The organism is Pseudomonas sp. NCIMB 10586, from assembly GCF_023127895.1.
In the GTDB taxonomy this organism is placed as follows: Bacteria; Pseudomonadota; Gammaproteobacteria; order Pseudomonadales; family Pseudomonadaceae; genus Aquipseudomonas; species Aquipseudomonas synxantha_A.
On record NZ_SPKQ01000038.1, the window covers coordinates 61,398 to 76,418 of the forward strand.

The window sequence follows — 15,021 nt, forward strand, 5'->3', positions numbered from 1 at the left end:
TGTACCCAGGTTTAATCTGCACCCACCGGCCCCAGGACAAAAACAATGAAAACCCTACCGCCCGTGCACCGCATCGCCTTGCTCTTCAACGGCAGCAAAATCTACGACCGTGGCATCATCACCGGTATCGGCAATTACCTGAGCAGCACCCGCGCGTCCTGGGACTTGTTCCTGGAAGAGGATTTTCTCTGCCGTCTGCGCGGTATCGAGCGCTGGCAGGGCGATGGGATCATTGCCGACTTCGATGACCCGCTGATTGGCGAGGCGCTGGCCGGGAGTCGGATACCGGTGGTGGCGGTGGGGGGATCTTACGAGGACGTCAGCGCGTACCCCAAGGGCATTCCCTATGTCGCGACCGATAACCATGCCTTGATGAAGCTGGCCTACGAGCATTTGATCGAGGCCGGGCTGACGCGCTTTGCCTGTTTCAGCCTGCCCGAAGCCCAGGCTAATCGCTGGGCGCAGGAGCGTGAGAAAGCCTTTCGCGGCTTGGTGCAACGCGATGGTTTGCCGGTGGAGATCTATCGCGGCCTGGGCACCAGTGCGCCGTTGTGGGACAGCGCGGTGGAGCAGCAGATTGCCTGGCTGCACAGCCTGCCCAAGCCCATCGGCATTATCGCGGTCACCGATGCTCGCGCCCGGCAGTTGTTGCAAGCTTGCCTGACGGCGGGCATTGCGGTGCCGGAGGAGGTGGCGTTGATTGGTATCGACAACGACCCGCTGACTCGCACCCTGACGCGGGTGCCGCTGAGTTCGGTGATCCAGGGCACCGAGACCATGGGCCGTACTGCCGCGGCCTTGCTGCATCAGATGCTGCACGGCAAGCCCTGCACCGGCACGCAGGTGCTGGTGCCGCCGGACGCGATCAACGTGCAAGCCTCCAGCCTGCATCAGCCCTTGGGCAACCCTTATGTGATGCAGGCATTGCTGTTTATCCGCCAGTACGCGTGCCAGGGGATCAAGACCGACCAGGTCGCCGCCTATGTCGGGGTCTCACGCTCGTCATTGGAAGCGCACTTTCGCAAGGTGCGCGGGTGCAGCGTGCATGACGAAATCCTGCGCTTCAAACTCGCGGCCGCCGCCAAGGGCCTGGAGAACCAGGACCTGGCCATCGCCGACATCGCCGCCCGCTGCGGCTTCACCTCTGCGCAGTACTTGCATACGGTGTTTCGCCGCGAGTTTGGCTGTACGCCACGTCAGTATCAGCAGGGCAGGTCAGTTGCAGCGCCTGTTGCATGCTTGCCAGCTTGATCTGGGTTTCTTCGTACTCATTGGCTGGCAGCGAGCCCTCGACAACCCCACAGCCGGCAAACGCATGGCAGTGCCTGGGGGTGATCAGCGCCGAGCGCAGGGCCACGAGAAAATCGCCATTGCCTTCGGCGTCCAGCCAGCCCACTGGTGCGGCATACCAACCGCGATCAAAGCCTTCGTGTTCACGGATAAAATCCAGCGCAGGCGCGCGCGGTAAACCGCCGACGGCGGGGGTAGGGTGCAATGCCTGGATACCGTCCAGCAGGCGCTTGCCGGCGTTGAGCCTTGCGGTGATGGGCGTGCTCAAATGCTGCACGGTAGCAAGTTTCAGCAAGCCGGGGTGCGGCGCGGCGTACAGGTCGCTGACCTTGTCACCCAAGGCTTGGGTAATGGTCTGCACCACCAGTTGATGCTCGTGCTGCTCTTTCGGGTCGGCCAATAAACGTTCCCCCAGCACTTGGTCTTCATTGGGCTTGAACCCACGACGGGTGCTGCCTGCCAGGGCGTGGGTGGTGAGACGGCCCGCCTCGCAACTGAGCAACCGCTCGGGCGTGGCACCCATGAAGCAGTGTTCGCCCCGGTGAATCGCGAACAAGTGCGAGGCGTTACGCCGAGCGTGCAGGCGGCCCATCACCGCGCCAGTGTCGAGCGCGGCGTCCAGGTGGTGGTCGATATGCCGCGCCAGCACCACCTTGCTCAAGTCACCCTGGGCGATGGCGTGCAAGGCGGTCTCGACCTTGACCTGCCATTGATCCCGCGGCAGTGCGACGCGTTCCAATACATGGGGGGTAGGAGCAACGTGGGTGGCTGGGTTGAGCAGTTGTTCAAGGGCGGCCAGGCTTGCTTGCACCAAGGCCGCAGGATCGCTGCCGGGCTCGACCACGCGCTGGCAGCGTAGCCAGCGCCCGTGGGTGTCCTCGCTGAGCAACCAGTGGGCAAGGTGGAAACTGGCATCGGCAAACGGCGCCCAATGGGATGCGCAGGGCTGCTGCTCATCAAAGCGCATACCGCCCAGCAGCAAGGGCGGATGCGGGCCGTCCACCAGCGCATCGGCGCACAGTGCGAACCATTGGCGATCCACTTCGGCCATGCGCTGGGGCCCCGAGGCTTCGATCTGCCAGGTGCAGCCGAGGCCGAACAAACTTAAGTCCGGCGAGTGCGCACACCAGAAGAAACCCTGGCGATGGGCCTTGTACACTACCAAGGGCGCCAGCGTCGGCGCGGGGTAGGCGCTGACGGCAATAACGGGGCGCTGGTACGCCACCGCCCGTTGGTGCGCGGCCTGGAAGGTCTTGAGCAAATCGGCCGCGTTCATACGCACTGGCTCTTTTTCTGTAGCCAGAAGGCCGTCTGCTCGGCGATGTACCAGTGGATGATCTGGTTGAACAGGCCCTCGACAAATTCTCCATCCAGCCCGACCTCCTGCGCCCACTGCCGGCGCTGGGGCAACATCGCCGCAACGCGATCGGGTGCGGCAATGCTGGCCTGGTCGGGTTTGAATGCGGAGGCGGCCTTGACGTATTGCATGCGCAGGCCGAGGGCGTCGATGATCTGCTTGTCGAGGCTGTCGATGGCATGGCGAATGTCGTGAAGGCCAGTGCAGTGTTCCGGGGTTTTCATCGTGCGTCTCCCTGAAGGTAGGCGGTGCGCTGCAACAGGTGGTCGATCACCGGTCGCGGCTGATGCTTGAGGTAAAAGTGGTCGCCGTCGAACAGGCGGATGTCCGGGGTATGGCGGCTCAGGTCGGCCCAGGCGCGAGCCTGCTCCAGGCTGACTTCGGCGTCATCGCGGGCCAGCAGCACGTCCAGCGGTGCCGTTAACGGCTGCAGGTTCGCGGGGCGCCAGGTTTCGATGGCCTGGTAGTCGCTGCGCAATGCCGGCAGAAACAGCGTGCGTAACTGCGGGTTGGCCCACAGGTCGGCGGCCTGGGCGTCCTGGCGCAGGATGTCGGCAATCAACGCGCTGTCGTCCTGGCGATGCAGGTCGCTGGACGGTTGCCGGTGCGGCGGTGCATGGGCCGAGACAAACACGTGATCAGGGCCTACCCCGGCGGCTTCCAGCAGTGCGCCCACGGCATAGGCAAGCGCTGCGCCCATGCTGTGGCCGAACAGCCACAGGGGCCGCGCAGGCAAGGCCAGCAACGCTTGGCTGATGTGCTCGGCGAGGGTCGCCAGGCACGGGATATGCGCCTCGTTGAAGCGCTCTTCGCGCCCGGGGTACTGCACCGCCAACAGGTCAATGTCGCCCGGCAAATGCGCGAGCCACGGCCGAAAAAAGCTCGCGCTGCCACCGGCGTGGGGCAGGCACACCAGGCGTGCGCGGGGCTGTTGTCCCTCACGCAATACACGTAGCCACGGGCTCATAAGGCCAGCACCTGTTCCGCCAGGGCCTTGCGGTTGACCTTGCCCAGGCGCGTCAGCGGAAACTCGCGCAGCACCTGCAAGCGGTCGGGCAACTTGTAGGCCGCCAGCCCACGCTCGCGCAGCCAGGCGTTGATCGACGCCAGGTCCAATGGCGCGCCGTGGGCCAGTACGCAGGCGCAACTGCGCTCACCCAGCAACTCGTCGGGCAGCGCCACCAGCGTCACATCGCGGATCAGCGGATGGCCGAGCAGCAGGTTCTCGATCTCTTCCACCGGAATCTTTTCGCCGCCCCGGTTGATCACATCCTTGCTGCGCCCCTCGACGATCAAATGCCCTTCGGGCAGGCGCCGTACCAGGTCGCCGCTGCGATAAAAGCCATCGGCGGTAAAGGCGCGCTGGTTGTGCTCGCGAGCGTTGTAGTAACCGCGAATGGTGTAGGGCCCGCGCACCAGCAATTCACCGACGGCGCCGGGAGCCACCGGCACATCGTCGGCATCGACGATACGGATCTCGTCTGCGCCGGTCAGCGGCAGGCCCTGGGTGTCGAAGACCAGCGCCTGCGGGTCATCCAGCCTGGTAAAACACAGCAATCCTTCGGCCATGCCGTACACCTGTTGCAGGCCACAGCCCAGGGTGGGGCGGATGCGTGCGGCGATCTCGGCCTTGAGGCGTGCGCCACCGACTTGCAGCCATTGCAAGCTGCTGAGGTCGTTGTCGGACCATTGCGCCACTTCCAGCCACAGCAACACCAATGGCGGAATCAACGCCGTGTGGGTAATGCGTTCGCGCTCGATCAGTTCGAAGGCGGTGTCGGGGCTTGGTTCCGGCGCCAGTACCAGGGTGGCGCCGACACTGAACACCCCGAGTGCCCCCGGCGAGGCCAGCGGGAAGTTATGTGCCACCGGCAGCGCCGCCAGGTAACGGGTGTGGCGGTCGAAACCGCAGGCTTGCGCCGCCAGCCGGGCATTGCACGCATAGTCGTCATGGGTGCGTGGGATCAGCTTGGGCAGGCCAGTGGTGCCGCCGGACAGCAATAGCACCGCCACATCGCGAGCGTCCGGCGCCGGGAACGGGTGGGGCGTGGCGACGCAGTCGGCCAGGGCCACGAATTCCTCGGCTGCGCCTACCACCCACACCTGTTGCAGGCTCGACACCTGGCTACGCAACGTACGCGCCAGGGGCCGATAATCGAAGCCCAGGTGCTGGTCGATAATCACATAGGCCACCGCTTGGCTAAGGTGCGCCAAGTGGGCCAATTCATGTTCGCGGTGGGCCGGCAACGCAAACACCGGGATCGCTCCAAGGCGCAACAGAGCGAAGGTCAGGCTGAAAAACTCGGCGATATTGGGCAGTTGCACCAGCACTCGCTGGCCGGCGACCAGCCCGCGCGCGGCGAGGCCGGCGGCCAGGCGGTCGGCGTGTTGGTCCAGCTCGGCGTAGCTCCAGCGTCGGTTGCCGTCCACCAGCGCCTCTTGCTGCGGCGTACGCTGGGCTTGCTCACGCAGCAGTTGGCCCAGTGGCACGCCTTGCCAGTAGCCTTGCTCGCGGTAGCGGCGGATAAAATCTTCGGGCCAGTCTGTGAATCCATCAAGCATGGCTATCTCCATGTGCAGTCGGGCAGCTCAGCAATTGCGCACCGTGTAACGTCAATGGTTGCGCCAGGCCGGCGACTTGCACCGCCTGTACGCCGGTAAATTCGGCGGGTTGCAGGTGCAACATCGGGTCTTCGCCCGCGAGCAGGTTGAGGGCGCTGTGATCGGCGGGGCTTACGCCCAGGTGAATGGCCGCCAGCCCCGTGGCGCCGTTGGGATGGATCAGTCGCTGCGGGTGCTGGGAGGGCGAATAGGGCGTGACCAGAAACGGCAGGCGCTCATGCCGTGGGTAAACAAACCGAAAGCGCGTCTGGCTGCCGTCCGCACAGGTGCGTTGCCACTTCACCACACGGCCCATGGCCACGCCGCCGGCCGCCAGGTTTGTCAGACGGGGTGCCAGGGCCAGGTCATCGCAGAGCAGCGCCAGGTCGCAAAACCCCTCACCCTGGGCAGCCCAGCGCAACATGCGCCGCCCGGCGCCACGCCCGGCCAGGCAGTCGATGGGCCACTTGAACAACCAGGCATGACGCGGGGTGGTGAGCAGCTCGATGATCGGCCCGCGGCTGAACCAGATATGCGCATGTTGCGCGCGGGCCTCGGCGGTGGCGTAGATGACCTCGAAACCGGCGGCGCGAAAGTTCGCCACCGCCTGGTGCAGGTCGCGAACCCACAGCAGCACATGGCTGCAGGACGAACGGGATTGGGCAGTGTTCAAAAGGGCAGGGCTCCCACGAGTTGCGCGCTGGGGTCAGCGCCAGGCGGCTGTACGGCGTCGGCGCAGCGATGCAGTTCGGTCATCGGCAGCGCACGGGGAATCGGCGGTTCAATCAGTTCCGGCATGCCGATCAGGCTGTTCATTTCACGCCAGGCCATCGACACCTCGGTGGCCCACATGCCGCTGCGCAGGCGCTGCGCCGGTTCGGCGATGTCGGCGCACAGCGCATCCAGGGCGAGGCTGACCGCATCGGGCCAGAGCTGGTTGAACACCTGGTGATAGCTGGCGGGTATGTGCGGGTCGAGCACCACCATGCTCGGCCCGGCCAATCGTTCACTGCCTTTGCCTGCCATGATCAGGCGGTCGGTGTCGTCCCGTGGTGCGTGCAGGCGTGGGTTCCACAGCACCGGGCCGTGGGTGTCGCACAGGCTCAGCACGCCGCCTTCACAGCCGACTTCAAGGCGATGCAGCAGGAACGAGTGGTTATCCGGGTCTTGGGGGTGCACCTGGTTTTGTACGCGCAGGCTGATCGGCACGCCATTGAAGCTGGCGTTCAACCGCGTGAAGGGTTGCGCACCGACACTGGCGGCCGGCGCCGCAAATACCCAGGGCCGCAAACCACCGGCCAGGCGCCCGAGAATATCCAGCAACGGGTAGGCCACCTGGCTGTTACAGGCCGCGTCGATATAGGCCAGCCCTTGTTGCTCACGCAGGTACGCGGCTACCGCCAGAAAACGCCGGATCGCAAGGATATTCGGGTACAGCGTATTGACCGCATAGGCCGCCTGGCCCTGACGCGCCGCCTGCATGCACGCGGCGATTTCGCGGTGATGCACCGGGTGTTCCTGCAATACGTGAATGCCACGGCGCAAGAACTGCTGGGCCAGTTCGCTGCCCACGCCACCGGTGGCGCCGGAACGCACCACCACGCAGGCAATGTCGACGCTATCGGGCACCTGCTCGACGGCCTCGTACAGCGCCACCCCGTAGTGATCGGCGCAGGCCTTCGAATAGGCATTGCCACGCGACAGGATGCCGACCAATTCATAGCGCTCATGGGCACGAGCCAAGGCTTGCAGGTAGATGCGGCCGAACGCGGTGCCGGCGACGATCACGCGTGGACGAGCGCGGCTCATGACCAGGTCACCGGCAGGCAGTGGGTACCGCGAAAGAACGTCGCCGTTTTCCACTGCACCTGCCCGCAGCGTTGCAGGTTGGGCAGGCGTTCTACCAAGGCTTGCAACGCCTCTTGCAACTCCACCCGCGCCAGCGCCGAGCCGATGCAGTGATGCAGGCCGTGGCCGAAGCCGAAATGGCCGCCGGCATTGCGTTGCAGGTTGAGGGTTTGCGGGTCGGCAAAGCGCGCCGGGTCATGGTTGGCCGCACCGATGGACGCGAAAACGGCTTCGCCCTGGCGAACCAGGGTTTCACCCACCTGGATATCTTCGAGGGCGTAATGCACAAACATCGCCGCCGACGCCAGCGGGATATAGCGCAGCAGTTCTTCCACCGCCTGCGGAATCTGCTCGGGATGGGCCTTGAGTTGTTGCCACTGTTCGGGGTTGTCCAGCAACACCAGAATGAAATTGGGGATCTGCGAAGCACTGCCTTCGTAGCCGGCGACGAGGATGGCGATGCACAACAGCAGCAGTTGGTCTTCGCTCAGGCGCTCGCCTTGGTCATCGGCCTGGGCCAGGGCGGTCATGAAATCGTCCTGAGGCTGACGGCGCCGCTCGGCGACCAGGCCCTTGATGTACTCGGCCAGTTCACCCAAGTGCTGTTGGGTCAACGCGGCGTCTTCGGCGCGGGTCGACAGCAATGAGTCGTTCCATACCTTAAAGCGTTCACGGTCTTGCAGCGGTACGCCCAGCAGCTCGCAAATCAACGCCAGGGGCAACGGTAAGGCATAGTCGCTAACCAAGTCGGCGGGCGGGCCGGCGGCGAGCATACGGTCGATCAACTCATGGGCGTAGGCCCGGGCATGGGGGCGCAGTGCTTCGACGCGCCGCCGGGTAAACGCCTGGGCGGCGCGGGAGCGGATCCGCGTGAGTTGCGGCGGGTCCATCATCACGATGCCGCCGGCAATTCGCGGGAATGCTCGCGGGGCATCGTCGCGGCGAAATGCTTCGCTGCGGCTGAAGCGCCGGTCGCCCAGCACCAGGCGCACATCGTCATAGCGGGTGGCGAGCCAGGCGGGCGCGCCGATGGGCATCTGGATACGCAGCAGGCCCGGTGCTTGCTGGGCATGGCGGTAAGGCTCGGCGAGCTCCAGGTCGGTGAAGGCATTGAAAGGGTAGGCCAGCGGGGTCATGGCAAGTCCTTGGCGGTAGGCAGGTCGGGCAAACGGTCGAGCAGTTCCAGGTGCAGGTCTGGGTGTTCCAGGTGCGCGGCCAGCGCGGCGCGGCTCAAGCGTTGGCAGGGCACTTGGGCGACGAACACACGATGGCCGAGCGACGCCAGCGGGTGGTCGGCGGCGGGCAGGCTGCGATTGCCCTGGAACCCGGCGCGGGCCAGGGCGGTTTGCCATTGGTTGAGGTCCAGGAAGGTACTGCTGCTCAGCGCGCGCTCATCGCTGGCCTGGTTGAGCATGAAAGCCTGGGAGGCCATCACCCAGAACTCCTCCTGGGTCGGCTCGCTGAACACCAGCCAGCCGCCGGGTTTGAGCAAGGCGAGCAGGGTGGCCAGGGAGCGCTCGGTGTCGCGGGCGGCATTCAGCACGCCCCCGGCGACGATCAGGTCCCAACTCTGGGTGCGATAGCCTTGGGCAGGGGCGGGGCGGTCGATATCAAACACCCCGTGGCGCACCCACGGCCAGGCGTGCAGACGCTCGGCGGCCTGCTCGCTGAAGTAGCGCGACACGTCGGTGCACAGATAGTCCACCGTGACCTTGGCCAGGGCCGGCACTACGGCCTGGGTGGTGGAACCGGTGCCGGCACCGACTTCCAGCACCCGCAAGGGCTCGGTGCCGCTCTGGCGCGCAGCCCAGGCGCCAATCCAGTGAGCCACGGCGCGATGCTGGTACTGCGCCGCCAGGCTTTCGCGGTACAACGCCGCCGCACGTTCGGTGCGGCCTTCGGGAAACAGCAGGTGCACCGCCGCGCACTCACCGCGCATCAACGCCGGCAACTGGCGAGCGTTGTCGCGAGCGTAATCGAGGGTGGCGCTGCCGCCGGTGTTGCGCGCCCAGTCCAGGCTCAACTGTGCCCAGATGCCCTCCAGGCTGGCGTCGCTCCAGGTGCTGGCGTCGAGGCTGGGATGCAGGTGGTCGCCTTGGCAGCGCAGCAAATCCTCGGCTTGGAGCACGTCGAGCCAGCGTGCGATGAGCGGGCGGTGGCCGGGGGCGATGCCGGCATTGGCGAGGCTGTGCGCCACATCGTTGAGTGGTGCGGGCAGCAGGTCGCACTGCTCCAGGCCATTGAGCATCGACAGCAAAGCGGCGTGGCTCAAGCGCTGGTTCAACTGTACGGCGTCGGTCAGTTGCGTGACGCTGAACTGCTGATCGACGGCGGCTGCGGTCGCGTCCAACTGATCGTCCACTGTCGCCGGTTCGCACGGCTGGGGCACCGCGAACAGCGTCGTGCCGTGCAGCGCCACCGCATTCACCTGGGGATGTTCCAGTGCCCGCTGGCACCAGCGCTGGTGCTCACGCTTGACGCTGACCAGGTCGCGCCCGTCATCGGTAAAACCCTCTACGTGGCAATCGAGCTGCGCCGCTGCCCGTTCCGCCAACTGCCAGTCGCCCGGTCGGGAACTGATGAATAACAGCTGTTGCAGATGGCTCAGATCACTCAGAGCCAGGGCGGGAAAGTCCAGCAGACGCTCCAGTTGTTCGGCGCTCATCATTACCACCGCCGGACGCTGGCGTTCGAGCACTGCCAGCAAACGGGCCGGGGCCTGTTGATGCAGGCCCAGGTCGGTAAAGACCGGCAAGCGCCAGGGGTGCTTGCCGGCGGGCAGTTCGATCAGCAAGGTGTCGATATTCATGCTCAAACTCCTCTGGCCTGGAACAAGCGCTGCCCCGCAGCAGCGAGCGGTTCGCCCGCGTCAGGCCACACCTCCAGCAACTCAAAACCTGCAACCTGCAAGGCCTGGCGCCACGCGTCGACGGCCATGAAGGCTTCATCGCCAGCACGCAGCGGCGCATCGGCCGGCGGCGACAGCAACAGGTGCATGAAGGTCAGCATCGCCGGGTTGTCGGCGATGGATTCACTGAACAGCAAGACGCCGCCGTCGCGCAGACTGGTGCGGATCTGGCCGAGGCAGTCGGGCAGGTCGCGGGCGTTGTGCAGCGCGTTGCCGGCAATCACCAGGTCTTGGCTGCGGGGCGCTATGCCCTGGTCGCTGAAGCGGCGATTGAGATCGAGCAGGCCGAACTGCATCCCCGGCTCAAGACGAAACTGACGCTGGGCCGCACTGGTGAACAGCGAGCTGATGTCGGTAAAGCGATAATCCTTCTCGCGTTCTTGCAGCGCCGTCAGCACCGTAGCGGTGGTGCAACCGGCGCCGCCGCCCAGCTCCAGCACCTGCAGCGGCCCGGCAGCGGCGCTGACTTGCCGCGCCCGGGTGCCCAAAGCGTGATTGACCGCCGCAGTGAAGTGGTTGTGCTGGTAGGCACCCATCACCTTCACCGGGTCCCCGCCAAGCATCAGCAAGTGGGTGAGGGTGAATTGATCGCGCAGCAGGTCGGGCAGGCATTCGATCACTTGGGTATGCAGGCGCGCCATGCTGGCTGGAAAGCCCAATGCGGCATACAGGCGCGGCAGTTCACCCACTTGCGGGTCATCGGGGGGCACTTGCCAACCCAGGCGTTTACCTTCCTCGTGCAGCAGGCCGGCACGGGTCAACGCGGCCAGCCAGCGGCGTACCACCCAGGCATGGCGGGCCGCCGTGCCCAGGGCCTGGTTGATGTGCTCGGCAGTGCGCCACGCCTGCAACGGCAACGCCTGGCTGTGCAGTAACACCTGGGCCATCACGCCCAGGCTCAAGTGTTCCAGCTCGTTCAGGGCGGTGTTCATAGGCAACCTTCTTGGGCGACATGCAGTTGATCGAGCGGGCCGTGCAACAGGTTCAGGCTACGAATCGCCGAGGTGCACAGCAGGCGCTCCAGGCTGGCGGCGGGCGGCAGGGCCTGGGCCGCTTCATGGCAGCCGGCGCTGATCTCTCCCTCCACCACGCTGATCACCGTGATCGCGGCCATGGCTGCGGTGAGCGCCGCATTGCCTGCGCCACTGAGCACCAGGCTGCGGGTCCGGACCTCGCTATCGTGCAGGCCCTCCAGTTGCAGCAGCAGGGTGACGAAGGGCGCCTGGCCGCTGAGATCCAGGCGGCTGGCTTCGCACAAGCGCTGCACCGCTTCTGCCCTTGGCAAGCCGTGAGCCTGGTCAAACGCCTTGAGCACGTAGCCGTCGGTGATCACGTTGAACCACTGGCCGACGTCCAGGTTCAGGTCCATGGCCAGACGTTCACCCTCAAGGTTCAGGTAGGGCAGCAGGTGAACCGAGCCGGGAAAGCACGGCACCGACACCTCGCGCCGGCGCCGCAGTGCGCGGCTGCGACGCCCGTGTTGCCAGGCCGCCAACGGCTCGCTGCTGCCGTCCACCGCACCGTGCAAAAAGTCGTCGGCAGCCACGGCGGTAAAGTGATCGCGCAAGCCGAAATAGCTGGTCAGGCTGCGCACCTGGGTGAATTCCTGCTCGGCCAGCCAGCGCGGCAGCAGGCCGGTGAACCCCGGTTGCAGGCCTGCGCCCAATATCGCGCAGCGGCCACGCCATTGGGCGGGGTCGAGGTGCATATGACCGGCGGCGTCGACGTAATGCGCGTCGGCCTGCAACGCTGCCTGCGCGGCACGGTCCTGCACGCGCCACGAGGGGCCCGCGCAGTTGAGCAGCACAGCGCAACCACGGGCGAAGGTGGCCAAAGCCTCGGCATCGTTGAAGTCCACTTCGGCCCATTGCAAACGGGCTTGGGGCCACTGCTGCTGGAGAACCTGCACGCAGTGCGCGCCCTTGGCGGCATCGCGCCCGCCCAGGCGCAGATCGTTCACTCCCAGCGTCAACAACGCCTGGGCGCTGGCCAGCCCCACGTCGCCACTGGCGCCCAACACCCCGATCAGCATGGCTGCGCCTCGGCTTTCAAGCGCCAGCCGCCGGCGCGCTGGCGGTCATGCCAGAACCCTGCGTAACGACCGTTTTGGGCAAGTAATTGTGCGTGCGTCCCCGATTCCACCAATCGGCCTTCATCCAGCACCAGTATCTGGTCGGCGGCCATGATGGTGGGCAGGCGGTGGGCGATCACCAGCACTGTGGCGTTTTGCATCAGGGCGTGAATCGCCGTCTGCACGAAGGCTTCGTTGTGCGGGTCCAGGGCTGCCGTGGCTTCATCCAGTAGTACGATGGGCGCCCGCTTGAGCAGGGCCCGGGCCAGGGATACCCGTTGGCGTTCGCCGCCGGACAGCGCCGCGCCACCTTCGCTTACCGGGGTGTTCCAGCCCTGGGGCAGGCGCGCGACGATTTCATCCACACCGGCCAATCGCGCCGCTTCGGCCACTTGCTCGGCGCTGGCGTCCGGGTTGCCGACGCGAATGTTGGCCTCCAGGCTGTCGTCGAACAGGTAGACGTCCTGCATCACCAGGGACAACTGCGCCATCAGCGCTGCGTTGGACAGCTCGCGTACGTCTACACCGCCAACCCTGACGCTGCCCTCGCTGGCATCGAAAAAGCGCATCAACAAGCGGGTGACAGTGGTTTTGCCCGAGCCCGAGGCGCCGACAATCGCGGTCATCGAATGCGCCGGTGCGCTGAAGGTCAGGTTATGCAGCACCTTTGGCCCGCTGGGGTACCCGAAGCTGACCTTGTCGAAGGCCAGGGTGCCGGGTGCCGTCAGCGGTTGGCTCACCGCGGGTTCCGGCAGCGGCGGCTCGCGCAGGATGCCCACCAGTTGCTCCAGGTCGTTAGCGGCCATGCGTAACAGACCACTGCGCGCCGCCGCTTCGGCCAGCGGCCCGACAAAACGTGCCGCCAGCGCGAGCAAGGCGACCAACTGGATGGCGTCGATTTCGCCATGGGCGGCCAGGGCGATGCCCACGCCCACCAGCAACGCAAACGCCAGTTGTACGGTCAGGCCACCGGCCAGCAACTTCGGAAAGGTCTGCGACAGCATCGAGCCGCCCGCGTGTTTTTGCGCCAGGTTGGCGGCCTGCAACGGCGCGTAGCCGTCCTGGGTGCGACCAAAGGCGCGCAGCACTGGCTGGTAGCGGGCGAACTCGACCACGCGGTTACCGGCCAGAGTCGCGGCGGCTTCCACGCGCGCATCATTGCTGCCGATGGCGGCGGCCGACCAGTGATGGGTGAAGTAGATCAGCGGCGCGCACAATGCGGCGGTCAGGCCCAGGCGCCAGTCGAACACGAACAGGGTCAGCGCCACGGTAGCCGGCACTACCACGCCAGACACCACCGGCCCCAGGTAATGGGCAAACAAGCCGGTGACCATCAGCGTGCCGCTGGTAGCACTGCGCGACAGACGCCCGACCTTCTCGGAGTTGAACCAGCCCAGCGGCAGGCTGACCAGGTGCTGGCCAAGGCGGTCATGCAAGGTGGTCAACACCAGCAGCGCCAGGGCAAAGCCCTTCATGGCCTGCTGGTAATGGGCGATGCAGGTCAGCACCACCATCGCCGCCAGGCCAGCCAGCCAGAGGGACGCGCTGTGCAGGTCAGCGGCAAACAGCGCGTGCAGGATCGGCACCAGCAACGCCACGGCCAGCCCTTGCAACACGGCACTGGTCACCAGCCAGGCCAGGTAGCGGTACAGGCGTGCGGCGTGGGCCGGGCCCAATAAAGTCACGAGGCTGCGGATCACAAGGACATCTCCAGGTCGGGGGCGGTGGTTTCGGTGCCGGCGCGCCACAGGCGGGCATAGGTGCCGTTCGCTGCCAGCAATTGCTCGTGAGTACCGTTTTCCAGCACGCGGCCCTGGTCGAGCACCACGATCTGGTCGACGCCGCAGATACTCGCCAGACGGTGGGCAATCACCAGTACCGTGCGGCCGCGGGCCAGGGCAGAGAGGGCATCCTGGATCAGCGCTTCGGATTCGGGGTCGGCGTGGGAGGTGGCTTCATCGAGGATCAGCACCGGCGTATCGGCCAGCAGCGTGCGAGCGATGGACAAGCGCTGGGCTTCACCGCCGGAAAAAATCGCGTCTTCGCCGATCACCGACTGATAGCCGCGGGGCAGGGCGCGGATGCGTTGATGAATCTGCGCGGAGCGTGCCGCTGCCTCGACGTCGGCATCGCTGGCCTCGGGGCGGCCCAGGCGCAGATTGTCGGCGACGGTGCCGTGCACCAGTTGCGCGTCCTGCAACACAAACCCCACGTGTTGATACAGCTGGCGCGGGTCAATCTCGCGCACATCCACACCACCCACGCAGACCCGCCCGGCGTTGACGTCGTGAAAGCGCGGTACCAACTTGGCCAGGGTCGATTTGCCCGCGCCGGAGGCACCCACCAGCGCAGTGACGCTGCCGGCCGGGCAGTGCAGGTCGACGCCATTGAGGATCAGGTGCTCGGGGTCATAGCCGAACTGTACCTGTTCAAAGCGAATATCACTGCCCTGGGGCATCCTGCACACCTTGGGTGTGGGCAGTTCCTCAACCTCAAGCAGCGCCTCGATGCGGTCGGCGGCCGCGAGGGCAGTGCGCTGGGCGGTGAGGCTTTGGTTGATCACCAGCAACGACTGCGGAATCACCACGGCTACCAGGGTTTCGGCGAACAACTCCAGCGCTGTAATCCAACCCTGGGCCAGCAACAGGCTGCCCACCCCCAGGCTCACCAACAGAATTACCGGCACGCTCAGGGCCATCGATGAAAACGCTTCCAGGCGCAGCAGCGGCCGCACCCAGCCAGCGTATTGCGTGCTGAACTGGTCGACCGCCTGCTGATAGCTGCGATGGGCCTGGCCCACCTGGCCGAACGCCTTGACCACGGCAATGCCGTGGACAAACTCGACAATCGCCGCGCTGACCCGGGTCATGCTCTTGTCGAGCAACTGCATCTTGGCGCCGAAGCCGCGCATCATCAGGCTGTAGGCCACCGCGTAGATCGGCAGGG

At 65.8% G+C, this 15,021-nt stretch carries 13 protein-coding genes; 1 reads left to right on the forward strand and 12 read right to left on the reverse strand.

Annotation, left to right across the window (positions count from 1 at the left end):
- Positions 1 to 45: 45 nt before the first annotated feature.
- Positions 46 to 1,251, forward strand: coding sequence for a XylR family transcriptional regulator (locus E4P01_RS14930; RefSeq protein ID WP_078821030.1), 1,206 nt, complete (start codon positions 46 to 48; stop codon positions 1,249 to 1,251).
- Here E4P01_RS14930 and E4P01_RS14935 read toward each other — a convergent pair.
- From E4P01_RS14935 to E4P01_RS14990, 12 genes are all read right to left on the reverse strand, one after another.
- A complete protein-coding gene (locus E4P01_RS14935) occupies positions 1,139 to 2,566 on the reverse strand; it encodes an isochorismate synthase (protein ID WP_078821031.1) in 1,428 nt (475 codons plus the stop codon). The two genes, E4P01_RS14930 and E4P01_RS14935, sit on opposite strands and share 113 nt — an antisense overlap.
- Entirely contained in the window at positions 2,563 to 2,871 is a 309-nt protein-coding gene (locus tag E4P01_RS14940) for an isochorismate lyase (protein WP_005787433.1), read from the reverse strand. Before E4P01_RS14940 ends, E4P01_RS14935 begins: the two co-directional genes overlap by 4 nt.
- Positions 2,868 to 3,614 carry an alpha/beta fold hydrolase gene (locus E4P01_RS14945; protein WP_216091172.1) on the reverse strand — a complete coding sequence of 249 codons (747 nt, stop codon included), beginning with the start codon at positions 3,612 to 3,614 and terminating at the stop codon, positions 2,868 to 2,870. The genes E4P01_RS14940 and E4P01_RS14945 overlap by 4 nt, the downstream gene beginning before the upstream one ends.
- On the reverse strand, positions 3,611 to 5,209 hold the full coding sequence (locus E4P01_RS14950; RefSeq protein WP_216091173.1) for an AMP-binding protein: 1,599 nt from the start codon (positions 5,207 to 5,209) through the stop codon (positions 3,611 to 3,613). The genes E4P01_RS14945 and E4P01_RS14950 overlap by 4 nt, the downstream gene beginning before the upstream one ends.
- Positions 5,202 to 5,921, reverse strand: a complete 720-nt coding sequence (locus E4P01_RS14955; RefSeq protein ID WP_216091174.1) for a VOC family protein — start codon at positions 5,919 to 5,921, stop codon at positions 5,202 to 5,204. The genes E4P01_RS14950 and E4P01_RS14955 overlap by 8 nt, the downstream gene beginning before the upstream one ends.
- Positions 5,918 to 7,057, reverse strand: coding sequence for a Gfo/Idh/MocA family oxidoreductase (locus E4P01_RS14960; RefSeq protein ID WP_078821034.1), 1,140 nt, complete (start codon positions 7,055 to 7,057; stop codon positions 5,918 to 5,920). The genes E4P01_RS14955 and E4P01_RS14960 overlap by 4 nt, the downstream gene beginning before the upstream one ends.
- Positions 7,054 to 8,232 (reverse strand): cytochrome P450, encoded by a 1,179-nt coding sequence (locus tag E4P01_RS14965; protein WP_216091175.1) that lies wholly within the window; start codon positions 8,230 to 8,232, stop codon positions 7,054 to 7,056. The genes E4P01_RS14960 and E4P01_RS14965 overlap by 4 nt, the downstream gene beginning before the upstream one ends.
- The gene (locus E4P01_RS14970) at positions 8,229 to 9,905 is read right to left on the reverse strand and encodes a class I SAM-dependent methyltransferase (RefSeq protein ID WP_216091176.1); all 1,677 of its coding nucleotides are present in this window, start codon (positions 9,903 to 9,905) and stop codon (positions 8,229 to 8,231) included. The genes E4P01_RS14965 and E4P01_RS14970 overlap by 4 nt, the downstream gene beginning before the upstream one ends.
- Before the next feature lie 2 nt (positions 9,906 to 9,907).
- Positions 9,908 to 10,936: a class I SAM-dependent methyltransferase gene (locus E4P01_RS14975; RefSeq protein ID WP_216091177.1), complete on the reverse strand. Its 1,029-nt coding sequence runs from the start codon at positions 10,934 to 10,936 to the stop codon at positions 9,908 to 9,910.
- Complete coding sequence (locus tag E4P01_RS14980; RefSeq protein ID WP_216091178.1) at positions 10,933 to 12,036, reverse strand: saccharopine dehydrogenase NADP-binding domain-containing protein; 1,104 nt, start codon at positions 12,034 to 12,036, stop codon at positions 10,933 to 10,935. Before E4P01_RS14980 ends, E4P01_RS14975 begins: the two co-directional genes overlap by 4 nt.
- Complete coding sequence (locus E4P01_RS14985) at positions 12,030 to 13,775, reverse strand: ABC transporter ATP-binding protein (protein WP_216091179.1); 1,746 nt, start codon at positions 13,773 to 13,775, stop codon at positions 12,030 to 12,032. The genes E4P01_RS14980 and E4P01_RS14985 overlap by 7 nt, the downstream gene beginning before the upstream one ends.
- Positions 13,772 to 15,021: ABC transporter ATP-binding protein (locus E4P01_RS14990; RefSeq protein ID WP_248130081.1), on the reverse strand; the 1,250-nt coding region annotated here is incomplete at its 5' end. The genes E4P01_RS14990 and E4P01_RS14985, both read right to left, overlap by 4 nt.

Coding starts and splice junctions, on each gene's coding strand:
- E4P01_RS14940 (WP_005787433.1), bottom strand. CDS start 2,871: ATGAAAACCCCGGAACACTGCACTGGCCTTCACGACATTCGCCATGCC.
- E4P01_RS14960 (WP_078821034.1), bottom strand. CDS start 7,057: ATGAGCCGCGCTCGTCCACGCGTGATCGTCGCCGGCACCGCGTTCGGC.
- E4P01_RS14945 (WP_216091172.1), bottom strand. CDS start 3,614: ATGAGCCCGTGGCTACGTGTATTGCGTGAGGGACAACAGCCCCGCGCA.
- E4P01_RS14965 (WP_216091175.1), bottom strand. CDS start 8,232: ATGACCCCGCTGGCCTACCCTTTCAATGCCTTCACCGACCTGGAGCTC.
- E4P01_RS14975 (WP_216091177.1), bottom strand. CDS start 10,936: ATGAACACCGCCCTGAACGAGCTGGAACACTTGAGCCTGGGCGTGATG.
- E4P01_RS14950 (WP_216091173.1), bottom strand. CDS start 5,209: ATGCTTGATGGATTCACAGACTGGCCCGAAGATTTTATCCGCCGCTAC.
- E4P01_RS14935 (WP_078821031.1), bottom strand. CDS start 2,566: ATGAACGCGGCCGATTTGCTCAAGACCTTCCAGGCCGCGCACCAACGG.
- E4P01_RS14980 (WP_216091178.1), bottom strand. CDS start 12,036: ATGCTGATCGGGGTGTTGGGCGCCAGTGGCGACGTGGGGCTGGCCAGC.
- E4P01_RS14930 (WP_078821030.1), top strand. CDS start 46: ATGAAAACCCTACCGCCCGTGCACCGCATCGCCTTGCTCTTCAACGGC.
- E4P01_RS14970 (WP_216091176.1), bottom strand. CDS start 9,905: ATGAATATCGACACCTTGCTGATCGAACTGCCCGCCGGCAAGCACCCC.